This is a genomic window from Streptomyces flavochromogenes, from assembly GCF_000717595.1.
Lineage (GTDB): Bacteria > Actinomycetota > Actinomycetes > Streptomycetales > Streptomycetaceae > Streptomyces > Streptomyces flavochromogenes.
The window spans coordinates 25,567-48,873 of record NZ_JNZO01000040.1 but is presented as its reverse complement, the minus strand read 5'-3'; the positions used below and the strand labels follow the sequence as shown (position 1 = coordinate 48,873).

Sequence of the window (23,307 nt, the reverse complement as noted above, 5' to 3'; positions counted from 1 at the left end):
AAGGGTGTCGTGATTTGTTGGGAGGCTCGTCACCACGACATCGGAGCAGGCGGCCGCCACGGCGATGGACGTACGCACTCCCCATGGATCGACATGAGTCGAACGAATCGAACGGAGCTGATGTGGCGATGGAGCGAACCGCGGTCAACCCGGTGACGTGGTCGGTGGAGAAGGGGTTCAACCAGGGCGAGCTCGTCTCCGGGCACACACGGACCCTGTACATCTCGGGCCAGACCGCGATGAGCGACGAGGGCGGGCCGCGGCACGAGGGCGACATGGCCGGGCAGTTGGCGCTGAGCATCGACAACGTCGAGGCCGTGCTCGCCGAGGCCGGGATGTCCCTCGCGAACCTCGTGCGGCTCAACGTCTATACGACCGACGTCGATCTGCTCTTCCGGCACTACGGCGAGCTGGCGGGCCGGCTGGGCGCCGCCGGGGTGGCGCCGGCCACCACGATGCTCGGGGTGACGCGGCTGGCGCTCCCCGGCCAGATGGTCGAGCTCGAGGGAACCGCCGTCGCCTGACGCGACAGCGGCGGCCCGCTCCTCGTGCCGGCTCGGCCGGCACCAGGAGCGGGCCGGGCTCACTCGCACCCTGCCGGTGCGGCCCGTGCTCGCATGCTCGTCGACCTGCTCGCGCGCTTCTCCGGGGGCACTGTGGAGGTAGTCGTTCGAAGAAGGTGACGGCCATGGGAGTCACACCCGGCCAACAGCCCCCTTCCTGGGGAGGTCAGCCGCCCCCCTCGGGCGGAGGCTCAGGAGGTCAGCCGCCTCCCCCGGGCGGGGGCTGGGGAAGCCAGCCGCCTCCCCCCGGCGGAGGCTCGGGAGGTCAGTCGCCTCCGCCCGGCGGGGGCTGGGGAGGCGGCCCGCCGCGGCCTCCGCGGAAGTCGAGGACCTGTCTGGTCGTGGGCCTCGTCCTCGGCGGCCTCGCGCTGCTCGCCGTGATCGGCGTCGTCGCCCTCGTGGTCACCGTGGACGATCCCGGCCGGGACGATCCGGACGGCCCCGCGGGGGATGTGAGGATCACGGCCTGCCAGGTGGACTCCGGCACGAAGTGGCCGCACGCCGAACTGGACATCACCAACCGCAGCAGCAAACCGAGCGACTACTTCATCGACGTGGAGTTCACGGCCGCATCGGGAGAACGCCTCACCGAGGCCCACACCGCCGTGAACCACCTGGCTCCCGACCAGGTCGCCCACGAGCGGGCTCAGAGCCTGACCCAGGTCGACGAGCCCGTCACCTGTCGGATCACCGAGGTGACGCGGGTCGCCTCCTGACCTCTCGGGACGCGAGGATCCTTCTCCCGGAGTGACCTGGGAAACACCGAGAACAGGGCAACCATTCAGCGCAGTCGCGAGTCTCCTGATCGATCACGCCGGTGATCGAACCCATGAGGAGACCATCATCACCGCCATACGCAAGACCCTCACCGCCACCGCAGTCGTCGGCGCCGTCCTGGCTGGTTCGGCCGCCTGCGGCACGGTGGAGCAGCTTTCCGCCGGGAAGAAGCTGGACCAGGCCTTCGAGAAGCTGGGCAAGGAGAAGTCGATCTCCTTCGAGCTGGACCTGGACGTCGACGCGAAGACCCTCAAGCTGATGGACGCCGAGTCGGACCCGGAGCCCGGCGAGGAGATCCCCGAGGAGGCCGCGGAGCTGATCAGCGGCGCGAAGATCAGCGTCACGGTGGAGTCGAAGAAGGCGATCGACGAGTCCGAGGAGAAGGACTTCGTCGGTATGGCCATGAAGGTCAGCACCTCGGGCGGTGACCTTCTCGACTACCGGGTCGTCGGCGACTACACGTACGTCCGGTCCGACGTCGAAGCCCTCGGCAAGGCGATGGACACGCCCATGCCGCCCGCCGACGAGCTGCCGCCGGAGGCGAAGGGCCTCAAGAAGGTGCTCGCGGGCGAGTGGGTCAAGTTCAACACCAAGGAGATGGAGAAGGCCGGCCAGGAGATGGCCGAGGAGATGGGCGAGGCGCCCGGCGCCACGCCGTCGCCGGAGGCCTCTCTGGACCCCAAGACCCAGAAGAAGCTCGTGGAGGCCCTCCGCGAGGTCATCGCCCGTGAGGTCGACTTCAAGACCGCCGGCGGCCAGGACGGCACCGAACACATCACCGCCACAGCCCCACTGCGCAGCCTGCTCACGTCCCTGATCGGCGAGCTGCGTCCGCTCACCAAGGACCTGCCGCCCGGCATGGACCTGCCGTCGGACAAGGACCTGAAGGACACCCCCGACACCAAGGTCTCGGCCGACTTCACGCTCAAGAACGGCGAGCTGACCGAGGTGTACGTCGACCTCGCCAAGCTGGCCGAGAACGCGAAGGTCAAGAAGTTCGGTCTGGCGCTGAAGATGAGCGGCGGCACCAAGCCCGTGGCCCCGGCCGGTGCCACCGAGATGAACCTGGAGGAGCTCATGGGCGGCTTCTTCGGCGCCATGATGGCGGACGAGGGCCTCGAGGAAGGCTCCGAAGAGGGCTTCGAGGGCGGTGCCGCGTAGGCGCACCGCGTACGGCGTCTGCCGCGTTGGCGCACGCGCGTACGGCGTGTGCCGCGCAGGCATTCCGCGTACGGCGTCTGCCGCGTAGGCGCACCGCGTACGACGCAGAGGGAGGCCCGCTCCGCGACCACGAGCCGACCCCGCCCGCGGGACGGCTTCTGACGCACGGCGCCCGGTCCCGTGCACGGGGGAGGCACAGGACCGGGCTGTCTCCTACGGTACTGGTCGCGGGCCCTGCCGCGTAGGGTCTGTGGCCGATTCCGGTCGTCCACAGCGCCGGCGCGCTCGGACCGTTCCACCTACTTCCGGGGTGGCGGTGGAGGCTCGGTATCGGTCTCGCCCTTGCGGCGTACGCGGGTGGCGAGCAGACCGCCCAGGAAACCGAAGAACAGGCCCCACAGGACGGCGAATCCGACCGTCTTCCAGATGTGGGGGCGGAGGATCACTTCGCCGCCCAGAGAGTCCAGGTCGCCGATGCCGAGGACCGAGAGGCCGAGGCGGGCCTCCACCAGGGTCAGCGGGGCCGCGACCAGCATCGTCAGCGCGAAGGCGATCCCCAGGTGCAGGGAGTGCTGCCAGAGCTTGATCCTGGCCGGGGAGCGGACCGCCGCCACGAAGGCCGCTGCGAGGACCAGGACGGCCGCCACGGGGAGCAGCCACCACGCCCGGGCGTCCTGCGCCGCGAGCGAGCTCAGGTCGATCGTCGAGAGGTCCGTGCTGTCGCCCGTGCCGTCGCCCTGGCGGAGCACGGCGTCGAGGATCTGCGGCATCGGCAGGCCGAACGGGCCGTCGACCCGGCCCTCCCAGGAGCCGCCGATGCCCACGCCGAGCGCAAGCCAGGTGACGTTGGGCAGGCCGAGCAGGAGGACGGCGAGGGTCTCCGCGGCGTGGCCCTTGGTCGCCGCGACCACCACGCCGATGACCAGGCCCACGACCACGTACGCGAGGAGCAGCAGGAGCATCGCGTGCGCCGCCGGCCGCACGGTCTCGTGGTATCGGACGAACCGGGGCGGCAGCGGGGTTCTGCGGGAGACGAGGAGTGCGACGACGAGCACGCCGATGATCCACAGGAGACCGTAGAAGAAGGTCGGCCCGAAATCGGTGCGGAAGCCGACGGTGGGGTTCACGGCGTCGAGCAGCTCGCCGAAGATGTCCATCAGGGCGTCCTGCTCGTCCCCGCCGCCGATGGTGATGGGGAAGTCGTGCCGGGCGACGACGGAGACTCCCGCCAGGGCCGCCAGCCAGAGGACGACCGTGCTCACGCCGCGGAGCAGGAGCTCGCGGGAGCTGGTCACCGCGTGGTGCCGCAAGGGCCGCAGGAAGCAGTAGCCCGTGACCAGTGCGCCCACCAGGGTGACGGTCAGCGGCATGGCGGTCAGTTCGGCCTGGGTTCCGGCGAGGCCCCCGGCGTCGCCGGAGAGTTCGACCTTGCCGCCCGCGGCCATGACGACGACGGCGGCAAGGACGGCAGTGAAGCCGCCGGGCAGATCGCCCGCGCCCGCCGCCCAGAGGCCGAGACCCGCGACGATGCCCATGGCGACGTACCCGGCGACCACCGCGGCCAGGGACTGCAGGCCGACCCGGGCGAGAAGCCCGGTGGTGGGGGCGGCGGGCGGTGCGGAAGTGGGGAGCCGACTGCTCACCCTGCTCACGCTAGTACCGGTGACGGCCGGCCGCTTGTGGACGGGTCCGCACGTGTACGGGCTCCTGGGGGCGGCCGCGCGTGGACGAGGCCGCTCGTGCACGGGCGGTCCGTGAACGGGGCAGCCGCTTGCCGGGCTCTGCCACTCGGGGTTCTCCGCTTGCGGGTACCCACCGTTCGGCGCACACAATGGGCCCGGAACGGAAGAAAGGGAAAAACGTGACTTCCCACCCGCCGTCCGGCCCTCCGTCGGTTCCTCCCGCAGGTCCCCCCTCGGGCCCCCTCTCGGGCCCGGGCGCACGCCCAGGATCCGCCGGGCCCCCGCCACCGCCCCCCGGCCCGCCCCACAGTGGCGCGGGCGGCGGTGCGGGCGGCGGCGGTTCTTCCGGCGGCGGGGGTTCGGGTGGTTCCGGCGGTCCGGCCGGCCCCGGCGGAGGTGCCGGCGGTTCCGGTGACGGCACTCCCGGCGTCCCTGGGAACGGCGGCCCGAAGAAGGGCCCCTGGTGGCGTTCCGTCCCGAAGGTCGCCTCCGTCACGGCCGTCGCGGTCGCTGCCGCCGCCCTGGCCGTGGTGCTCACCAACAGCCCCGACGACAAGAACGACACGGCGGGTTCCGGCGGCGGCGAGGTGTTCCTCCAGAACGCGGCCGCGTCCGGACCCGACCCGTTCACCAGGTCGACGGCCCGTTCCGGGGCGACCACCGCCTCACCGGCCTCGCTGCCTCCCCGTACCGCCTCTGCCACCCCCGAGGTGTCGGGCTCGACACCCGGCCTCTACGGCGGAACGCAGTCGGTGGCCAGCTGCGACGTGGAACAGCAGGTCCGCTACCTCTCCGAAGAGCCCGCGAAGAACACCGCCTTCGCCTCCACCCTGGGCATCCAGGCGAACCAGGTGCCCGGCTATCTGCGCTCCCTGACCCCGCTTCAGCTCCGGGCCGACACCCGGGTGACCAACCACGGCTACAAGAACGGCGCCGCCACCACGTACCAGTCGGTACTCCAGTCCGGAACGGCGGTCCTGGTCGACAACCGCGGGGTACCCCGGGTGCGCTGCGCCTGCGGCAACCCTCTGACCCCGCCGGTGGCCCAGAAGTCACCGAAGACGACGGGCACACCGTGGCAGGGCTACAACGCGAGCCAGGTGGTCGTGGTGGCGCCGTCGGTCACCGTCGTGAACGTCTTCGTGGTGTACGACCCGAACGACGACAGCTGGTTCGCGCGGCAGCACGGGGACCACGGCAAGAACGACAAGCCGACCCCGCCGCCTCCCCCGCCTCCCACCAAGTCCCCGTCGACCTCGCCGTCTCCGTCCACCTCGACGTCCCCGTCCGTCTCCCCGTCGACACCGGTGCCGTGCGTGACGGTGACGGGCGACGAGACCCCCACGCCGAGGGACGGCGTGACACCGTCGCCGTGCCCCTCGACGCTCACCCCGACGGAGTCGACGTCCTCGCCGCCGACTTCGCCCCCGGACACGTCCCCTTCCACCGACACGCCGCCGCCCGACACCCCGCCCGCGGACGACACCACCCCGCAGGACAACGCGTCGTCGTCGACCGACACGTCGGGCCCCGAGTCCGCGCCGGTCACGGCGAGCTAGGCGGATCTGTCCGGCGAGCCGGCCGGCGGCTCCGCCCCCGCCCCGGTCGATCCCCTTCGACCGGGGCGGGGGTACGGGCGTTCCGCCGCAGGACGCGGGCCCCGCCCGGGAGCAGCGCGGGACCCGGGACGGTCAGCACCGGGCAGCCCGCATCCTTCAGGACGGCCCGCAGGACCGGACGGCGGCGCAGTCGCGCGACGGCCGACCGGCCTCGGCCCGGCGCCGAGCCGACGACGAGCAGGTCGCCGGGCAGACACGCCACCCGGCACAGGGCCGCCGCCGGGGTGCCCCTGACGACGCGCCCCTCGAAGGCGACTCCGGCGGGGAGGGACCCGAGTCCGTCGACGACCGCGTCCTCCAGACGCCGCCGGGCGTCCTCGGCCCACATCCGGGCCCAAGACCGGTCGGGCATCCGGGCGTACAGCGCCTCGCCCTCCGGCGGCTCCCAGGCCAGCACCGCGAGCAGCGGTACGCCCTCCCGCCGGGCGAGAGCCGAGGCGTGGCGCAGGGCGGAGAGCGAGGCCGGCGACCCGGTCACCCCGACGACGATCCGGCCGGATCTGCTCACGCCTGTTCCGCGGGGCGAGCGGTGACCGGAGGCGTCTTCGTCCCCGCACGCAAGGCCCGCAAGGCACGCGACGTGCGCGATACCTGCGGGCTCTCCAGGTTGCGCAGGCTCCGCAGCCGCGCCCCGATCCGCAGTGGCCGGGCCACCCGCTCCTCCGCACGCCGCTGCCACATCCGCTCGTCACGGTCGGTGAAGTGTCCGGACATCGGTCGTCCCCTTTCCCCTGTGGAAGGTGGCCACCAGGCCACTGGAAAGGAGTCTGTAACCTTATTGGACCGGACAGCAGAGCCAATGAGGAGTGATTGGCATGGCAGTGGCACGCGTGGTCCACACAGCGGACCGGACCCTCACGGGTCGTCAGCTGGCCTCGCTCCTCACCCCGCCCCCCGACGGCCGCTTCGGCTACCGGGAGCTCGCGCGGGCGGTCCGGGAGGCCCTTCTCGACGGACGGGTGGCCCTGCGGCTGCGACTGCCGGCCGAGCGGGAGCTCGCCGCGGTGCTCGCCGTGAGCCGGACGACGGTCACGGGGGCGTACGACCTGCTCCGGGAGAGCGGGTACGCGCACAGCCGACGGGGTGCGGGCACCTGGACCGCGCTCCCGGAAGGCCAGGCACCGACCGCGCTCGGGGCCTTCCACGACCACACCGGGGCGACCATCGACCTCGCCCTGGCCTCGCCGGAGGCCCCCGCCGAGGAACTCTCCGCCGCGCTCGCCTCGGCTGCCGCCGAGCTCCCCCGGTACGCCGGCACGCAGGGCTACCACCCGTACGGACTGCCCGCACTGCGTGCCGCCGTCGCCGCGCGCTACACGGCCCGTGGCCTGCCGACGCTCCCGGAGCAGATCCTCGTCACCACCGGGGCACAGCAGGCCCTGTCCCTGGTACTCACGCTGCTCGGCCGGTCCGGTGACCGGGTGCTCGCCGAGAACCCCTCGTACACCAACGCCCTCGACGCGATGCGGGGCCGCATGCTCCGCATCACCCCGGTGCCGGTCACCGAGACCGGCTGGGACACCGGGCTCGTCGACGCCGCACTCCGGCAGACCGCGCCGCGCCTCGCCTATCTGATCCCCGACTTCCACAACCCGACCGGTCGTCTGATGCCGCAGGAACAGCGGCGTGACCTCGCGCGGTCGGCGCGGGCCACCGGGACCTGGCTGGTGGTGGACGAGACGCTGACGGACATCGCGCTCGACGTACCCGCGCCGCGGCCGTTCGCGGCGACGGCCGCCGGCGGTGACAGCGAGCAGATCGTCACCGTGGGCTCACTGAGCAAGAGCTGCTGGGGCGGTCTCCGGGTCGGCTGGGTGCGGGCTTCGTCCCGGGTCGTGACCGAACTGGCCCGGGTACGGATCACCGCCGACCTGTCCGGTTCGGTGCTGGACCAGCTGGTGGCCGTCGCCCTCATGGACCGGCTCGACGAGATCCTGCCGAAACGCCTGGCAGAGCTGCGGCTGCGCAGGGACGCGCTGACCTCGGCCCTGGCCCGCCATGTGCCCGAGTGGCGGTGGACGGTTCCGCCCGGCGGGATGTGCCTGTGGATCGACCTGGGCCGACCGGCCGCCTCGGCCCTCGCGGCCCGCGGTCTGCGGCACGGGGTGCGGGTGGAGGGCGGGGCCCGGTTCGGTGTGGACCCCGGCACGCACGAGCACCGGCTGCGCCTGCCGTTCACCCTGCCCGAGGACGTGTACGAACCGGCGGCGGAACGGCTCGCGGCGGCCCTCGACGGGGCGCCGGGGCGCTTCACCGACCCGGCCCTGCCGGACTGGGTGGCCTGAGGACCCTCGCCGCGGGGGCTTATTCGGATGCCCGCCGACCGAGGTGCATGTACGGTCCACCGAGTGGAACCACTGACCGACAAACAGATCCGCTCGTCCTTCGTGAACTGCACCAAGGGCGAGGCGGCACGCCTCAAACTGCCGCTCGACTTCGCCGAACTCGCCTGGGAGGAGCTGGACTTCCTCGGCTGGATCGACCCCGGTGCACCGCTCCGCGCCCACCTGGTCGTCCCTCGCCCGGACGGGCCGGTCGGCGTGAGCCTGCGCGTCCCGGCCGCCGGGCGGACCAGTGCCATGAAGTCGAGCATGTGCCAGGTGTGTCTGACCGGGCACGCCTCCTCGGGCGTCACCCTCCTCGTGGCGCCGCTCGCCGGGCCCCGCGGCCGCGAGGGGAACACCGTCGGGATCTACCTCTGCGCCGATCTCGCCTGCTCCCTGTACGTGCGGGGCAAGCGGCAGCCGAAGCTGCGCGGCCGGCGCCAGGAGGAGTCCCTCACGGTCGGCGAGCAGGTCGCCCGGCTGACGGGCAACCTGGACGCCTTCGTCGACCGGGTGACGTCGGGCTGAGCCGGGAAAGGCCGAACCAGCGCGGGGCGAGCCGGCGTCAACGGAGCCCGCGCCGGGCCCGCGACAGACCGAACCGACGTCAGGGCGAGCCCGCGACAGACCGAACCGACGTCAGGCCGAGCCCGCGTCAGGCCGAACCGACGTCAGGACGGCCTGCCGGCTCGGCGCGGCTCAGCGGAACGCCTGTTCGCCGGTGAGCGCCTTGCCGATGACCAGGGAGTGGACCTCGCTCGTGCCCTCGTAGGTGAGCACCGACTCCAGGTTGTTGGCGTGGCGCAGCACCGGGTACTCCAGGGTGATGCCGTTGGCGCCCAGGATCGTGCGGCACTCGCGGGCGATGGCGATGGCCTCGCGGACGTTGTTCAGCTTGCCCACGCTGACCTGCTCGGGGGTGAGCGCGCCCGCGTCCTTGAGCCGCCCCAGGTGGAGGGCGAGCAGCATGCCCTTGCCGAGTTCGACGGACATGTCGGCGAGCTTCTGCTGCGTCAGCTGGTACGAGGCGAGGGAGCGGTCGAAGACGGTCCGCTCGCGGGCGTAGGAGATGGCCGTCTCCAGGCAGTCGCGGGCGGCGCCGAGGGCGCCGAAGACGATGCCGAACCGGGCCTCGTTGAGGCAGCCGAGCGGGCCCGACAGGCCCCGGGCGTCCGGCAGCACGGCGTCCGCCGGGAGGCGGACGTCCTCCATGACCAGTTCGCTGGTGACGCTCGCGCGCAGCGACAGCTTCATCTTGATCTCCGGGGCACTGAACCCGGGGGTGCCGGCCGGAACGAGGAAGCCGCGTACGCCGTCCTCGGTACGGGCCCAGACGACGGCGACATCGGCCACCGAGCCGTTGGTGATCCACATCTTGGTGCCGTTGAGGATCCAGTCGGAGCCGTCTCGCTTGGCGTTGGTCCGCATGGCGCCCGGGTCGGAACCGGCGTCGGGCTCGGTGAGGCCGAAGCAGCCGATGTACTCCCCCGCCGCCATCTTCGGCAGCCACCGCTGCTTCTGCTCCTCGGAGCCGTACTTCCAGATCGCGTACATGGCGAGCGAGCCCTGCACGGAGACGAGCGAGCGCAGTCCGGAGTCGACCGCCTCCAACTCCAGACAGGCGAGGCCGTACGCGACGGCGTTGGTGCCCGCGCAGCCGTAGCCCTCCAGGTGCATGCCGAGCACACCGATGCCGCCGAGGGTGCGGGCGAGTTCGCGGGCGGGGACCTCACCCTTCTCGAACCAGCCGGCGACGTGCGGGCGCAGCTCGCGGTCGGCGACGGCACGCACGGTCCGCCGGATCTCGCGCTCCTCGTCGGTCAGCAGTCCGTCGACGGCGAGCAGGTCGAAGGGGTGGACGGGGGCGGAGCTGGACTGCGACGACGATGGCGACTGCGACGACTTCACGGACGGCCTCCTGGCGGCTGTGGCAACTCGGCGAGGCGAAGCGTAGCCCCAGATCGGATATTGGATCCAGTATTGAAAATCCCCTGTCCCGGACCTACGGTCCGAGGGGACCCGATGGCCAGTGAGGGAGAGCGGAATGCGCGCAGACCAGCCGGGCACACCGGGGCCGACGGCGGCCGGCGCCCTGTCCGGGATCGTCGTCGCCGACTTCGGGCGGGTCCTGGCCGGGCCGTACATGACGATGCTCCTCGCCGACCTGGGCGCGGACGTGATCAAGATCGAGCGGCCGGGTTCCGGGGACGACACGCGCGCGTGGGGGCCACCGTTCGCCGACGGCGAGGCCACTTACTTCCTCGGGGTGAACCGCAACAAGCGCTCGGTCGCGCTCGACCTCACCGACCCCGACGGCCTGGCGACGGCACGTGCGATCGTGGACCGCGCGGATGTCCTCGTGGAGAACTTCCGCCCCGGGACGATGGAGAAGCTGGGCCTCGGGTACGAGGACGTGCGGACGACCAACCCCGGTCTCGTCTACTGCTCGGTGACCGGATTCGGCACCGAGGGGGGCGCCCGGCTGCCCGGTTACGACCTGCTCGTCCAGGCCATGGGCGGTCTCATGAGCGTGACGGGCGAACCGGGCGGACAGGGGACGAAGGCCGGGGTCGCCCTGGTCGACGTCATCACCGGGCTGCACGCGGGCATGGGCGTCCTCGCCGCCCTCCGCCACCGCGAGCGCACCGGCGAGGGCCAGCGGGTCGAGGTGTCTCTGCTCTCCTCCCTCCTGTCGGCGCTCACCAACCAGGCGGCCGCCCACCTCGGGGCGGGGGTCGTGCCGCGCGCGATGGGCAACCGGCACCCGAGCATCGCTCCGTACGAGGTGTTCGAGGCACGGGACCGGCCGCTGGTCCTGGCAGTGGGCAACGACCGTCAGTTCCGGGTCCTGTGCGAGCGGCTGGGACTGCCCGGGCTCGCCGAGGATCCGCGCTTCGCGACCAACTCGGCCCGGGTCGCCCACCGGGACGAGCTGGTGACGGCACTCGCCGGACCGCTGGGGACCCGTAACGCCGACGGCTGGTTCGAGGAGCTCACCGCGGCCGGGGTGCCGTGCGGGCCGATCAACGACCTGGCCGCCGCGTTCGACCTCGCCGACCGGCTGGGGCTCGCCCCGCGCGTCCCGGAGTCCGCCGCGGGTCCCGGCCAGGTCGCGCATCCGGTCCGGCTCGGCGCGACCCCGCCCGCGTACCGCTCCGCTCCCCCACGCCTCGGCGCGCACACGGAGGGCGTGCTGGCCTCGCTGGGACGGACGGAGGACAGGGCAGCGGGAGCTCCGTGACCACGTGCGCGTAGGAAGATGGTCGGCACCGGTGGAGAGATCGTCCGGTGGGGAGCACGAGGGATCGGAAGGTCACAGGCGATGAGCAGCGCGGTGCAGAAGCGGCGGCCGCAGACCGCCCAGCAGTTCGTTCTCGGGGAACTGCGGCGCGCCATCACCAGCGGGGAGCTGAGACCCGGCGGGCAGATCCGTCAGGACGCCCTCGCGGCCCGGTTCGAGGTGAGCCGGGTGCCGCTGCGCGAGGCCCTGAAGGCCCTGGAGGCCGAGGGGCTGGTCGTCCATCACATCCACCGGGGCTACTTCGTCGCGGAGCTCTCGCTCGCCGATCTGGAGGAGATCTACCGGATCCGTGAGCTCCTGGAGACGGAGGCCGTACGGAGGGCGGTACGACGGATGCCGGACGGCATCGTGGCCACCCTGGAGCGCGTCCAGCGCGAGGTGGAGCAGGCGGCCGACGAGGGCGACGTGCCGGCGATGGCGGCGGCGAACCGCCTCTTCCACTTCACGCTCATCGAGGCGTCGGGGATGCCGCGGCTGGTCCGCCTGATCGCGACCCTGTGGGACTCCACCGACGCCTACCGCTCGCTCTACTACACCGAGGACCCGCACCGGAAGCAGGCCGTCCGTGAGCACCGCGATGTCATCTCCGCGCTCCGGCAGGGCGACGAGGACGCCACCGTCCGCCGGCTCGACCGGCACCGGGCACACGCGGTGGCGGCCCTGCGCGAGGTCCTGGACCTGGAGCGGGACTGACATGCGGCCGCGTTTCGACATGCGCATGCAGTTCGTTTACATCGCCAACACGTGAGCTGGACGCCATCCTCCACCCCTCCGTGTACCTTTGAAGACATGGAGGACGACACCGCACGCCTGGCAACCACAGAGCCCCTTGTCACCGCGGCCGAGATCGCCCGGCTGACAGGAGTGACACGTGCCGCCGTCTCCAACTGGCGCAGGCGTCACGAGGACTTTCCGACCCCGGTCGCGGGTGGCGCCGGCAGCCCTCTGTACTCCCTGCCCGAAGTCCGATCCTGGCTCGAGAACCAGAGCAAGGGCAAGGAAGCGTCCACTGAGGTCCGCCTGTGGGAAAGGCTGCGCACCGTCTACGGCGACGACATGGTCCGCGGACTCACGGAGGTCGCGGAGACCCTGGTCCAGGGTGACCGAGGCAGACACAACGGCGACGACGCTCTCCGCTCCCTCGTCGCTGAACTCACGGCGGACCGCTCCCCCGCCGAGCTGCTCGCAGGACTCACCGCCCGGTACGTCGACTCTTCCGGGCGTGCCGGGTCCGACGGCATCACCTCCCAACGGCTCACGCAAGCGATCACGTACTTCGCGGGTGACGAGGCGAGAACCGTCCTGGATCCCGCCTGCGGAATCGGTTCGCTTCTGTTCGCCGTCGGCGGCCGGGCCGACACCCTGTACGGCCAGGACGTCGACCCCGCGAACGCCCGTTTCGCCGGGCTGCGCGCGGGGCTGATGGATCTCCCCGACACCACCGTCCGGGCCGGCGATTCCCTGCGGGACGACCAGTACCGGGACCTCAGAGCCGAACTCGTGGTCTGTGAACCGCCGGTGGGCATCGCCGACTGGGGGCGGGAGGACCTTCTCCTCGACCCACGCTGGGAGTTCGGCATTCCTTCCCGCGCCGAGAGCGAGCTGGCCTGGCTGCAGCACTCGTACTTCCACACCGCCCCTGGCGGTCAGGTCCTCATCGTGATGCCCACCTCCGTCGCCTATCGAAAGGCCGGACGCAGGATCCGGGCCGAACTCGTACGGCGCGGCCTTCTCACCCACGTCGTCGCCCTTCCGCCGGGGATGGCCGCCTCCCACGCCCTTTCGGTTCATCTGTGGGTGCTCAGGCGTCCGTCGGACACTCACCAGGCGGTCGAGTCCGTTCGCATGACCGACCTCACCGGCAACGCGCTCGACGCGTCCTTCGAGCCCCAGCCGGGCCAGAGCACCGAGGTACCTCGTATCGAGCTGCTCGACGACACCGTCGATCTGACACCAGCGACACACATCGCCGCCAGGCTGACCGACTACGCAGCGCAGTACACGGCCGTCCGGGCCGACATCGGCGCACGACTGGCCCAGCTCCAGGGCCTCTTGCCCACGCTCTCCGAAGGCTCCGGCGGCCACCTGCAGGACGGCGCCGTGGTGAGCCTCTCCGAACTCTCCCGCGCGGGACTCATCAGAACGTCCGAGGACGCGGCGGTGTCGACCAGCGACCAGCTCGACACCGACTACCTCAACGGCTTCCTCCGAAGCCCCGCCAACAATCGGCGGTCGACCACGGCGAGCGGCACGTTCCGTACCGACACACGTGGCGCCCGCATCCCCCGGATGGGGATCGAGGACCAGCGCCGGTACGGCGCCGCCTTCCGCTCCCTCGTGGAGTTCGAGCGGCTCATGCGGGACCTCACCGAGCTCGGTGAGCGCGCCGCCACGCTGGCGCGTGACGGTCTCACCGGCGGAGCCCTGCTGCCGCCGTCGGACAATGACGCCGGCAGCTGACTTCCCTGCTCGTCTGAAGGGGATCTGTCATGGTTCCGGCAGGAACGGGCTCGGTGCCCTGCCGGGCTGTCCCCGCCGTCGCCGCCTTGCGGCCCTTGTTCGCCCTGGGCCCCTTGCGGGCCCTCAGCCCCTACGGACCCGGCCGGGCCCTGCGCCCCTGAGGAGCCGTCGCGACAACGTACGCACCGGCCGCGCCCGAGAGCGTGACGACGGCCAAGGTGGCCGCCATGCCGATCGCCAGGCGACGACGGGTGGTGCTCATGGTCCTTCCTTGGGGTCAGTGGACATCGTGGGGGCGTATGCGGCGAAGGCGCGGGCTTGCTCTGTCTTCCGTACCAGGCCCAGTTCGATGGGGCGCAGGCCATAAGGACGGCCCAGGGCACGGAGGATGTCGTCGAAGTAGGGGACGGGAGTGTGGCCGGGCCCGATGACCAGGGACGAGAGGAGCACTCCGGGGATGTGGGGCTGTCTGTCGACAGCCGTCAGGATGGCTCTCCGCGCCTCCGGGGAGAGTTCTCCCGGCTCCGTACCGGCCGCTGCAGCAAGAGTGTGCCAGCCTACGCAGACCTGGCGGCGTGCGGCATCGACGAGAGCCTGCCGTACAGGTCCCACGGCCCTTCTGCTGATCACGCCCATGCCGTCCAGCACCCGCGCGGTCTTGCTCCGCTCGGCGATGCGGTCTGGGGAGCGACCGGCCGACTCGTACGCGCGGTCCCGACCGATGCGCCACGCGGCGGCCACCGTGGGCGTCCTCCTGCTCGGTCGCCAACCCAACGCGGTCAGTACCTTCTCGAAGGACGGAGCGGGCCCATCCGTACCCTTCGCCTTGACGAGCGCTGACAGCATCGCACCGCCTGGCTTGAACGGCTCGTCCACGGCGGCGAGCATGCGGACTTGAGCGTCGAAGGACACCGATGTCGCGTCGATGCCCTGCCGTTCCAGGAGTGTGGCCCATCTGATCCGACCGCCGGCCTTGGCCACACCCATCAGCCCCTGACGGAGTGCACTCACCAACTCCTCATCGTTCAGATGCCGTTCGGACTCCGCGCGCGGACTCGCCACATCCGGGTTCTGGGCCCGAGGCTGAATCGACTGCTTCCAGATGCGGTGCACCTCGGAGTCGGTGTGACCGGTACCCAGGCCGAGTCGGGCGAGGATGTCGGCGAAGAAGGGCGCGGGACCCGGTGCCGCGTGTGCCGGCTTCACGACGGCGGAGAGCAACGGCGCTCCGGGGGTGTGCGGCGAGTCGACCGCAGCCAGGATGCGGGCGCGGTCGGTCGAGGTGAAGTCACCGGACTTGGCGTCCGCGTGACGTATCAGGGTCTCCCAGTTGATGAGCCCACGCGAGCGATGGATCGGCTCCAGCTTCTCTCGGAAGAGCGCGACCATTTCCTCTTCGCCCATGACGAGCCTCGGCGGGGCGGGCGGGCGAAGGTCCGGCCAGCGGGGGTCCGTCCTGTGCGGGAGCGCGACCGCGGCCTCGGCGCGTATGAGCCAGTGACTGTCCGCCAGTGGGATCAGGTGCGCGATGCCGGTGAGTGTGTGGATCAAGTGGGCCGGCGGCACGGGGGCCTGGTGAGGCAGGGTGATCCGGGCGCGGGTGACGGGCGAGCCTTCGGGCTGGACGTCCGCCTCGTAGAGGCGCGTGCCGTCGGCCTGGTGAGCGGCTAGCTCGACCGCCCCGGTGAACGCGACGGCTCCGGCCTGGAGCGGGAAGGCCACCAGGGCGGGAGCCTCAGGTGCAGGCACCGATCTCCTGGCAGCGAGAGTGGGCGTGATGATGCCGTCCTCCGTCAGGCGGCATTCGGGGAGCGTCGTCCACTCCACCGCGTGGCCGGGGAGCTGCGTCCCGACGTACACCTTCCGCGTGCCGCCCTCCGTGCGGCAGGAGAACCGGATGGCGTGGCCGTGTTCGTCGACCTCGTTGTGAGCGAGGCCGCTGTCGGGGCCGTAGGACCAGTGAGCGCCGCGCGGATGCTTCCGGGCGAGGCGGTCGCGGTCGGATTCCCACGTACGGAGCGGAAGCCGGCCCATCTGAACGCGGATGAGCCGGGAGCCACCTCCGAACCGGATCTCGATGGCCCCGCCGGGACCGGCGCCCTGGTCGGGATAGGCGACGGTCGCTCCCGGGTGGCCGCAGTGGCGACCCAGCCAGTCCAGGATCGCCTTGCCGATGTAGAGGTGGTCGGCGCTGGACTCGCCGTTCGCAGTACGTCGGCAGTGGACGGGCGGGCGGTGCGCGAAGTGGCACTTCTTCTGCGTGTACCGCCTGGCCGTCAGCTTCTTGCCGCAACCACCCAGGAGAATTCCGCAGTAGAAGTCCTCGCGGGAACGGCCCCGCATGAACGTGTCGAACTCGTCGGGCTCGAAGGGCAGGAAGACAGGCATGTCGGATCCTGCCCGCCCGATGACGGCGGTCTGGACTTTGCGGGTGTCTTCCTCGTCGGCGTACGGCGTCATGGCACGGCTCCGAGCAGTCGGTAGTGACGAATAGGTGGGGCGGGATGTTCGCGGTGGGTCCGGCGGGAGACGGTCCACGGGACGGCCATGGGCCGGATGAGCCGTCAACTCATGCTGGAATCCGCAAGGTTCACCACGGCCAGATCATCCTCGTCCATGCCCCGGGAGCCGGAGAACGTCCACCCGGCCGGGCGCACGTCGGCAGGGATCTTGTAGACGAAGACGGCGTCACGCTTGAACCCGGGTTGCATGGCTTCGCCGCAGGCATCGGCCTTCTGGTTGGCCTTGACCAGATACGCGTCACTGATGAGGTCGAATGTCCGACCCTCGGCGTCGATGAGACCCTGCGAGATGCCGCCTCCGCAGACGGGATCAAAGGGCTCGGTACCGTCGTTGTAGACAGTCGTCTCCACGATCGCGAACTTCGCCCCGACACCGGCCTTGAGGATCTTGTCTGTCTCGAAGTCGTCGAGTGTCACTGTCGCGGACTCGCGGACCTTCTTGACGACGACGGTCGCGCCGCTGCTCTTGGCCTTCTCCCCGATGGCGTAGCCCTTGACCGTGGGAGACGGGACGGGCTCTGCTTCCGGCCCTTGCGGGGGATCGGCGGGATAGGTACGTGTGTCCTGCCATATCGACGGCCTGACCACCGGCGCCGCGGTGACGCCGTCACTGTTGCCGACGACGGCGACGGTGATTCCGGAGGAGACCCCGGCGACGAGCACCGTCCAGACGACCGCCAGCACGGCGGCGCGGCGGGACGGCCTGGGGCCGGCGGGCGCGGGAACGGGAGCGGCGGGAAGCACGGGCTCGTCGGTGGGCTTGGGCGGGATCATGCAGAGGACTCCTGAGGTGCCGGCCCGTCCAGGTCGGGCGGGCGGTTCCGGGGCTCATCGCGATCGAGGGTTCAGGTGGAGCAATCGGAGCTCGGACGAGGTGGCCGCCGACAGGGCCGAAGCGGCTCACGTGAAGCCTGTGGAGGTGCGTCAGGCTCGCTTGTCGGGTGCACGAGGAGCCCCTGTAACCGGGTGTCCCTGCACTCTCATCCTTCCTCGTCGCCCCCACGCCGACGGAGCGTTCGCTCGGCGATCCCGCTGGAGAGCCTGCCTGTCGCCGATCTGGCCCGGCCGAGGGTCTCGGTGCCGAGGCGCCGGGCGGCGTCGACGTTCTCCGCGCCCTTCTCCAACGCCTTGTCCCTCACTTCCACGGCCGCGTCCTTCCAGCGTCGCGCCTCCAACGACTCCTGATCGCGCTCGATCCCGAGCCGTCCGTGGAAGTCGACGACGGCGACCTCGACGTTGTTGCGCGCGTGCACCACCTCACGGGACGTGGTCGGGTGCAACAGCACCTTCGCGTTGGCCGTGCCGGCGGCCGTGTGCATCCTGGCCACCAGACGCTCGGTACTCTCCGAGATGAGATCCATCCGGTTCTTCCGGGCGGCCCGAAGTCCGAGACGGTGCGCGTCCAGCTCGTGCGGATGCGTCTCCCGCACCCGGTCGAGTTCGAGTACGGCGAAGGCGTCCTGGAGCTGGAAGCAGTGCGCCAGAACGGCGAGCCACTCCCGCGCCCTGGACTCGATCCCCTTGGACGCCTTGGCCAGTTCACCGACCTTGCTCTTGGTCTCCGACTTCTCCGCGAGCGCGTCGAGTTGACGCAGCGCGTACGCCTGAGTGTCGGCGATGGTCGTGGATGTGTGCTGCACCTTGGACCACGTGACCTCGGAAACACGGCCCACCTGCTCCCGGACGGTGACGGCATCCTTGAGCACGAGGTCCACCCCGATCATCCGGGCCAGCGCCTGGTCCTTCTGGGCGCGGAGCACGTCGTCGACCTTCTCGTCGATCGCGGCGAGGTAGTCGGCGATCTCGTCCATGGCCTGCTGCATCGCCAGCTGCGCCATGACCGTTGCGATGTTGGCCATCTGGGCCGGGTTGCCCTTGAGCGGTCCCGACCCCTTCGCGAACTCGACGAATCCCTTCACCTGCCCCTTGGGCCCCTTGAGCACTCCTGTTTCGAGACCGGTCCTGGCACTCTTCCGCAGCCCGATCCTGTCGATCCGCTGCGCGGACTCCTTGGTCAGCTTCACCCAGCGACCCGAGCCGGCGGCGATGTCGGAACCGGCCTGCACGAGCCCGGCCGCATCGCCAAGGGCGGCCCCGAGCCGCCGTGTTCCGTGCCCCCTCGCCGGCAGCCCCTCGGAGACAAGAAAGCGTTCGACCGCAGCCGGGTCTCCGATGACGGCCAGGCCGTCACCGTCCCTGAACAGCTGGATCTCGTCGTCCATGGTCGACCCCTTTCGGGTCGCGGCCCGGACCGTGGCTCCCCTCCGGTCCGGGCCGCCTAGGCGTGGCGGGCGTCAGACTGCCGATTGGCGGGGACGGTGACTCGGGAGAGGGGTGAGGGTGGAGGTGTACTTCTCGCCGTCCACAGGGGGGGTGGTGAGAATGACGCCGGCCGCCGCGCTGCGGTCGCATGCGGCGGGGATGAGCCTGAACCGCCCCTCGACCGTCTCCAGGTCCATGGCCACTCCCTCGCACGCTCCCCGCGCACCCTCTGGTCCAGAGCGTGCGCCTCCCCTTAGCACCTACCGGGGCTCCGTCGTCGCCGACGGAGCCGATCCGACGAGAACACTGTACACGCTCACGGCACCCCTCACCCGAATATCGCTCTGTTTACATTGCCAACACGTCAGTGCTCTATACCAGGGGCGGACCACTCGCCGCCCTCACGTGACGGATGGGTGACCTTGGACCTCAGGCACGGGCGAGACCGGCTCCTGAGCCGAATCGCAGGAAACCGCGCGCGAGCGTTCGCCATGTTCAGTTCTCAACCATCTCCGACACGCACGATGGGGAGAAGGTTGCACAGTCGCGCCCAGAAAACCCGCAAACGGCGGAAACCGTCCGCCGGCTCGACCGGCACCGGGCCCACGCGGTGGCGGCCCTGCGCGATGTACTGGAGCTGGAGCGGGACTGAGTCACCGGCAGTGGTGCCCGCCGTGGGGGCGAGCGGTCAGTCGAGACAGAACTCGTTGCCCTCGATGTCCCGCATCCCGATGCACGCGTCGTGCCCGTCGTACAGCAGGCGCTCGCGTACCGCGCCCAGCGCCGACAGTCGTGTGCACTCGGCCTCGAGCGCGGCCAGACGCTCCTCACCCACGAGCCCGGTGGCGACCCGGACGTCGAGGTGCACCCGGTTCTTGACGACCTTGCCCTCGGGTACGCGCTGGAAGTACAGGCGCGGACCCGCGCCCGAGGGATCGGTGCACGCGAACCACGCTCCGCGCTCCTCGGCCGGCTGCGAGCGGTGGTAGTCCTCCCAGGTGGCGAATCCCTTGGGCGGCGGCGGTACGACGTACCCCAGCACCTCGCACCAGAAGCGGGCCACGCGCTCGGGATCCGCGCAGTCGAAGGTGACCTGGAACTCCTTGATCGACGACATCGGCGCACCCTAGCAGGGGTACCGATTAGGCTTCTCGCCATGTATCACGGGGGATTGGTCAACGTCGTCGACGTCGAGGCGACCTGCTGGGAGGGCGAACGTCCGCCCGGCGCCGTCAGCGAGATCATCGAGATCGGGCTGACGGTGGTCGATCCGGGCGCGGGTGAGCGGGTCTCGCGGCACCGGATCCTGGTGCGGCCGGCCCGCTCGAAGGTCAGCGCGTTCTGCACCGAACTGACCGGGCTCACCCAGGCGGAGGTCGACACCGGTCTGGACTTCGCCGCCGCCTGCCGGCTGCTCGCGACCACGTACGAGGCGGGTCTGCGGCCCTGGGCGAGCTGGGGCGACTACGACCGCAAGCAGTTCACCCACCAGTGCCGGGTCACCGGCACCCCGTATCCCTTCGGGCGCCACCACACCAACGCGAAGGCCGTGTTCACCGAGGCGTACGGCCTGCGCAAGCGCCCGGGCATGGCGCGCGCCCTGGAGGTCGCGGGGCTGCCGCTGGAGGGGCGTCATCACCGGGGCGAGGACGACGCCTGGAACATCGCGGCGTTGGTGCTGCGGCTCGCGGAGCGTGACGCGTGGCCGCGGGCCGGCGCGGTGGACGTTCCGTAGGCGCCCGGGGGACCTGCGGTTACCCTGGCGCCGGACGCGAGGAGGAACCATGGGGCGGATGCCGTCGGCCGAACGACGCAGACAGCTGGTCGACGCGGCGATCAGGGCGATGACCAGGGACGGGGTCGCCCGGACCACCACCCGGTCGATCTGCGCCGAGGCGGGCGTCTCGCTGAGCGTCTTCCACTACTGCTTCGAGTCCAAGCAGGCCCTCCTCGAAGCCGCGATCGAGACGATCAACAGCAACTACGTGGCGCGCGTGATGTCGGCTGTCGAGCCGGGTGCCACCCTGCGCGAGACCGTACGGGGCGCGCTCCAGTCGTACTGGGACCATGTCACGGCCCGCCCCGGTGAGCACATGCTGACGTACGACCTCACCCAGTACGCCCTGCGGGAGCCGGGGTTCGAGCATCTGGCGCGCGCCCAGTACGAGCAGTACGTGGTGTCGGCGGTCGCGCTCGTCGAGCAGGTGCGCGCGATGCGGGGCATGGAGCCGCGGGTGCCGGTGGAGACGATCGCCCGATACCTGGCGGCGGCGATCGACGGTCTCACTCTCCAGTTCCTGGTGGTCGGGGACGAGAAGACGGCGGCGACCCTGCTCGATCTGACGGCCGATCAACTTGTGGTCCTCATCGACGGATGAGGACTCGCCCCTTCACTTCGGGGGAAGCCTCATGACCATCAACAGGTCATCTGTCCCGGACTATTGACTCACTCCGCCAACACCGCGATCCTCGGGGCGCCCGGTACTCCCCCACCGTCCGGAGGCATCGCTGACCATGACCCGACCCCTTTCGCGCCGGACCGGCGGCAGATCCGCCCTCCTCGCGCTGTTCCTCGCCCTGGCCGCCGTCCTCTTCGGCTCCGGTCCCGTTCCCGCTGCCGCCGCCGGCGGTTCGTGGTGGGAGCCCACCACCCGGCCCGCCGCCGACTCGCAGATCAATGTCACGGGCGCGCCGTTCGCGGGAACGGACGCACAGGGGAAGGTGCGCGGCTTCGTCGACGCGCACAACCACCTGATGTCCAACGAGGGCTTCGGCGGCCGGCTCATCTGCGGCCAGACGTTCTCCACGGCGGGTGCCGCCGAGGCCCTCAAGGACTGTCCCGAGCACTATCCCGACGGTTCGGGCGCACTGTTCGAGAACATCACCGGCGGAGCCGACGGCCATCACGACCCGGTCGGCTGGCCCACGTTCAAGGACTGGCCCGCCCACAACTCCCTGACGCACCAGCAGAACTACTACGCGTGGGTGGAGCGCGCCTGGCGCGGCGGGCAGCGCGTGCTCGTCAACGACCTGGTGACGAACGGCCTCATCTGCTCGATCCTGCCCCGTGACCGGAGCTGCGACGAGATGACGTCGATCCGCCTCCAGGCCCGCAAGACGTACGAACTCCAGGACTACGTCGACGGGATGTACGGCGGGCCCGGCAAGGGCTGGTTCCGGATCGTCACCTCCGCGGCGCAGGCGCGCTCGGTGATCGAGCAGGGCAAGCTCGCGGTCGTCCTGGGCGTCGAGACCTCGGAGCCGTTCGGCTGCAAGCAGATCCTCGATGTCGCGCAGTGCAGCAAGGAGGACATCGACCGCGGTCTCGACGAGCTGTACGGGCTCGGGGTCCGCAGCATGTTCCTGTGCCACAAGTTCGACAACGCGCTGTGCGGTGTCCGCTTCGACTCGGGCACCATCGGTACTGCGGTCAACATCGGCCAGTTCCTGTCGACGGGCACCTTCTGGGCGACGGAGAAGTGCGCCGGCCCCCAGCACGACAACCCGATCGGGCTCGCGGCCGCCCCGGTGATGGCGTCCAAGCTGCCGCCGGGCGTGAGCACCCCCTCGTACGCCTCCGACGCGAAGTGCAACACGCGTGGTCTGACCCGGCTCGGCGAGCACGCCCTGCGGGGCATGATCGACCGCGGCATGATGCTGGAGCTCGACCACATGAGCGTCAAGGCCGCCGGGCGGGCACTCGACATCCTGGAGTCCGAGGAGTACCCGGGCGTCCTGTCCAGCCACAGCTGGATGGACCTGGACTGGACGGAGCGCCTCTACAAGCTGGGCGGTTTCGTCGCCCAGTACATGCACGGCGCGGAGGGCTTCGTCGGCGAGGCCGGCCAGAAGGCCGCGCTGCGCGCGAAGTACAAGGTCGGTCTCGGCTACGGCACCGACATGAACGGTGTCGGCGGCTGGCCCGCCCCGGTGGGCAGCGGGGCGCCGAACGCGGTGAAGTACCCCTTCCGCAGCTTCGACGGCGGCTCGGTGATCGAGCGTCAGGTGACGGGCGACCGCACCTGGGACCTCAACACCGACGGCGCGGCGCACAACGGCCTGGTGCCGGACTGGGTCGAGCAGATCCGGCTCAGCGGCGGCCAGGGGGTCGTCGACGAGCTGGCGGCCGGCGCGGAGTCGTACCTGACCACGTGGAAGGCGACCGAGAACCACGAGCCGGGTGTCAACCTCGCGAAGGGCGCGCCGGGTTCGGCGAGCTCCTCGGAGTGGAACCCGTTCGTCAGCTACGCACCGGGCCGCGCCCTCGACGGCGACACCGGCTCGCGCTGGGCCAGCGACTGGTCGGACGACCAGTGGATGGGCGTCGACCTCGGGGCGGTCCGCAGGGTGGGCAGGGTCACCCTGGACTGGGAGCGAGCGTACGCGCGCCAGTACCGGATCGACGTGTCGGAGAACGGCACGGACTGGCGGACGGTGTGGTCCACGGACTCCGGCGACGGCGGGTACGACACGGCGGAGTTCCCGTCGACGTCGGCCCGTTACGTTCGGATCCACGGCGAGCGGCGGGCGACCCAGTGGGGCTATTCGCTCTACGAGGTCGCGGTGCACAGAGCCTGAGCATGGCGCGTGGGGGCCGGCCGGATCACCTCGTGGTCCGGCCGGCCCCCACCGGCGG

General features: G+C 71.0%; 21 protein-coding genes. 12 read left to right on the top strand and 9 right to left on the bottom strand.

Annotated elements, in window-relative coordinates; all coding sequences use genetic code 11:
* The first annotated feature begins 128 nt into the window (after positions 1–128).
* The 3 genes from IF00_RS0135925 to IF00_RS0135915 all read left to right on the top strand — a co-directional run bounded on the left by IF00_RS0135925 (position 129) and on the right by IF00_RS0135915 (position 2,501).
* Positions 129–524: a RidA family protein gene (locus IF00_RS0135925; protein ID WP_030325507.1), complete on the top strand. Its 396-nt coding sequence runs from the start codon at positions 129–131 to the stop codon at positions 522–524.
* Positions 525–904: 380 nt separating this feature from the next.
* On the top strand, positions 905–1,279 hold the full coding sequence (locus tag IF00_RS0135920; protein WP_030325505.1) for a hypothetical protein: 375 nt from the start codon (positions 905–907) through the stop codon (positions 1,277–1,279).
* Between the two features lie 205 nt (positions 1,280–1,484).
* The gene (locus IF00_RS0135915) at positions 1,485–2,501 is read left to right on the top strand and encodes a hypothetical protein (protein ID WP_030325504.1); all 1,017 of its coding nucleotides are present in this window, start codon (positions 1,485–1,487) and stop codon (positions 2,499–2,501) included.
* A 299-nt stretch (positions 2,502–2,800) separates the two neighbouring features.
* On the opposite strand, the gene IF00_RS0135910 is transcribed toward IF00_RS0135915, so the two are convergent.
* The gene (locus IF00_RS0135910) at positions 2,801–4,153 is read right to left on the bottom strand and encodes a streptophobe family protein (RefSeq protein WP_030325502.1); all 1,353 of its coding nucleotides are present in this window, start codon (positions 4,151–4,153) and stop codon (positions 2,801–2,803) included.
* Between the two features lie 209 nt (positions 4,154–4,362).
* On the opposite strand from IF00_RS0135910, the gene IF00_RS41810 reads away from it, so the two are divergent.
* Complete coding sequence (locus IF00_RS41810; protein WP_030325501.1) at positions 4,363–5,742, top strand: DUF6777 domain-containing protein; 1,380 nt, start codon at positions 4,363–4,365, stop codon at positions 5,740–5,742.
* Here the strand turns inward: IF00_RS41810 and IF00_RS0135900 are convergent.
* Together IF00_RS0135900 and IF00_RS45865 are read right to left on the bottom strand one after the other, a co-directional pair.
* Positions 5,729–6,310: a universal stress protein gene (locus IF00_RS0135900; RefSeq protein ID WP_051820787.1), complete on the bottom strand. Its 582-nt coding sequence runs from the start codon at positions 6,308–6,310 to the stop codon at positions 5,729–5,731. The genes IF00_RS41810 and IF00_RS0135900 overlap by 14 nt on opposite strands.
* Entirely contained in the window at positions 6,307–6,516 is a 210-nt protein-coding gene (locus IF00_RS45865; RefSeq protein ID WP_030325499.1) for a hypothetical protein, read from the bottom strand. Before IF00_RS45865 ends, IF00_RS0135900 begins: the two co-directional genes overlap by 4 nt.
* Positions 6,517–6,617: 101 nt before the next feature.
* On the opposite strand from IF00_RS45865, the gene yczR reads away from it, so the two are divergent.
* Complete coding sequence (gene yczR, locus IF00_RS0135890; RefSeq protein ID WP_030325498.1) at positions 6,618–8,087, top strand: MocR-like transcription factor YczR; 1,470 nt, start codon at positions 6,618–6,620, stop codon at positions 8,085–8,087.
* A gap of 63 nt (positions 8,088–8,150) precedes the next feature.
* Entirely contained in the window at positions 8,151–8,654 is a 504-nt protein-coding gene (locus IF00_RS0135885) for an FBP domain-containing protein (RefSeq protein WP_030325497.1), read from the top strand.
* A gap of 171 nt (positions 8,655–8,825) precedes the next feature.
* On the opposite strand, the gene IF00_RS0135880 is transcribed toward IF00_RS0135885, so the two are convergent.
* Entirely contained in the window at positions 8,826–10,034 is a 1,209-nt protein-coding gene (locus tag IF00_RS0135880) for an acyl-CoA dehydrogenase family protein (protein WP_245234721.1), read from the bottom strand.
* Between the two features lie 136 nt (positions 10,035–10,170).
* On the opposite strand from IF00_RS0135880, the gene IF00_RS0135875 reads away from it, so the two are divergent.
* From IF00_RS0135875 to IF00_RS0135865, 3 genes are all read left to right on the top strand, one after another.
* Positions 10,171–11,367, top strand: coding sequence for a CaiB/BaiF CoA transferase family protein (locus IF00_RS0135875; RefSeq protein WP_030325494.1), 1,197 nt, complete (start codon positions 10,171–10,173; stop codon positions 11,365–11,367).
* 81 nt (positions 11,368–11,448) lie between these two features.
* Positions 11,449–12,120, top strand: a complete 672-nt coding sequence (locus IF00_RS0135870; protein WP_030325493.1) for a GntR family transcriptional regulator — start codon at positions 11,449–11,451, stop codon at positions 12,118–12,120.
* A 96-nt stretch (positions 12,121–12,216) separates the two neighbouring features.
* The gene (locus IF00_RS0135865; protein WP_030325491.1) at positions 12,217–13,887 is read left to right on the top strand and encodes an N-6 DNA methylase; all 1,671 of its coding nucleotides are present in this window, start codon (positions 12,217–12,219) and stop codon (positions 13,885–13,887) included.
* Between the two features lie 130 nt (positions 13,888–14,017).
* On the opposite strand, the gene IF00_RS47740 is transcribed toward IF00_RS0135865, so the two are convergent.
* The 5 genes from IF00_RS47740 to IF00_RS0135835 all read right to left on the bottom strand — a co-directional run bounded on the left by IF00_RS47740 (position 14,018) and on the right by IF00_RS0135835 (position 19,788).
* Positions 14,018–14,149 (bottom strand): hypothetical protein, encoded by a 132-nt coding sequence (locus tag IF00_RS47740; protein WP_280922637.1) that lies wholly within the window; start codon positions 14,147–14,149, stop codon positions 14,018–14,020.
* Positions 14,146–16,347: a competence protein CoiA family protein gene (locus IF00_RS0135855; protein WP_030325489.1), complete on the bottom strand. Its 2,202-nt coding sequence runs from the start codon at positions 16,345–16,347 to the stop codon at positions 14,146–14,148. Before IF00_RS0135855 ends, IF00_RS47740 begins: the two co-directional genes overlap by 4 nt.
* 104 nt (positions 16,348–16,451) lie before the next feature.
* Positions 16,452–17,093 carry a DUF4352 domain-containing protein gene (locus tag IF00_RS0135850; protein WP_158710560.1) on the bottom strand — a complete coding sequence of 214 codons (642 nt, stop codon included), beginning with the start codon at positions 17,091–17,093 and terminating at the stop codon, positions 16,452–16,454.
* 296 nt (positions 17,094–17,389) lie between these two features.
* Positions 17,390–18,631 carry a hypothetical protein gene (locus IF00_RS0135845; RefSeq protein ID WP_030325485.1) on the bottom strand — a complete coding sequence of 414 codons (1,242 nt, stop codon included), beginning with the start codon at positions 18,629–18,631 and terminating at the stop codon, positions 17,390–17,392.
* Positions 18,632–19,359: 728 nt separating this feature from the next.
* On the bottom strand, positions 19,360–19,788 hold the full coding sequence (locus IF00_RS0135835; protein ID WP_030325483.1) for a VOC family protein: 429 nt from the start codon (positions 19,786–19,788) through the stop codon (positions 19,360–19,362).
* A 39-nt stretch (positions 19,789–19,827) separates the two neighbouring features.
* On the opposite strand from IF00_RS0135835, the gene IF00_RS0135830 reads away from it, so the two are divergent.
* The 3 genes from IF00_RS0135830 (at position 19,828) to IF00_RS0135820 (ending at position 23,249) form a co-directional block, all read left to right on the top strand.
* The gene (locus tag IF00_RS0135830; RefSeq protein ID WP_030325481.1) at positions 19,828–20,406 is read left to right on the top strand and encodes a 3'-5' exonuclease; all 579 of its coding nucleotides are present in this window, start codon (positions 19,828–19,830) and stop codon (positions 20,404–20,406) included.
* Between the two features lie 49 nt (positions 20,407–20,455).
* Positions 20,456–21,049 (top strand): TetR/AcrR family transcriptional regulator, encoded by a 594-nt coding sequence (locus IF00_RS0135825; protein ID WP_030325479.1) that lies wholly within the window; start codon positions 20,456–20,458, stop codon positions 21,047–21,049.
* A gap of 136 nt (positions 21,050–21,185) precedes the next feature.
* Positions 21,186–23,249 (top strand): galactose-binding domain-containing protein, encoded by a 2,064-nt coding sequence (locus IF00_RS0135820; RefSeq protein ID WP_030325477.1) that lies wholly within the window; start codon positions 21,186–21,188, stop codon positions 23,247–23,249.
* Positions 23,250–23,307: the final 58 nt, after the last annotated feature.

Bases quoted from the DNA above. Each gene is read 5' to 3' on its own strand.
- IF00_RS0135925 (WP_030325507.1), top strand. From the start codon at position 129: ATGGAGCGAACCGCGGTCAACCCGGTGACGTGGTCGGTGGAGAAGGGG.
- IF00_RS45865 (WP_030325499.1), bottom strand. From the start codon at position 6,516: ATGTCCGGACACTTCACCGACCGTGACGAGCGGATGTGGCAGCGGCGT.
- yczR (WP_030325498.1), top strand. From the start codon at position 6,618: ATGGCAGTGGCACGCGTGGTCCACACAGCGGACCGGACCCTCACGGGT.
- IF00_RS0135875 (WP_030325494.1), top strand. From the start codon at position 10,171: ATGCGCGCAGACCAGCCGGGCACACCGGGGCCGACGGCGGCCGGCGCC.
- IF00_RS0135870 (WP_030325493.1), top strand. From the start codon at position 11,449: ATGAGCAGCGCGGTGCAGAAGCGGCGGCCGCAGACCGCCCAGCAGTTC.
- IF00_RS0135865 (WP_030325491.1), top strand. From the start codon at position 12,217: ATGGAGGACGACACCGCACGCCTGGCAACCACAGAGCCCCTTGTCACC.
- IF00_RS47740 (WP_280922637.1), bottom strand. From the start codon at position 14,149: ATGAGCACCACCCGTCGTCGCCTGGCGATCGGCATGGCGGCCACCTTG.
- IF00_RS0135855 (WP_030325489.1), bottom strand. From the start codon at position 16,347: ATGACGCCGTACGCCGACGAGGAAGACACCCGCAAAGTCCAGACCGCC.
- IF00_RS0135845 (WP_030325485.1), bottom strand. From the start codon at position 18,631: ATGGACGACGAGATCCAGCTGTTCAGGGACGGTGACGGCCTGGCCGTC.
- IF00_RS0135835 (WP_030325483.1), bottom strand. From the start codon at position 19,788: ATGTCGTCGATCAAGGAGTTCCAGGTCACCTTCGACTGCGCGGATCCC.
- IF00_RS0135830 (WP_030325481.1), top strand. From the start codon at position 19,828: ATGTATCACGGGGGATTGGTCAACGTCGTCGACGTCGAGGCGACCTGC.
- IF00_RS0135825 (WP_030325479.1), top strand. From the start codon at position 20,456: ATGGGGCGGATGCCGTCGGCCGAACGACGCAGACAGCTGGTCGACGCG.
- IF00_RS0135820 (WP_030325477.1), top strand. From the start codon at position 21,186: ATGACCCGACCCCTTTCGCGCCGGACCGGCGGCAGATCCGCCCTCCTC.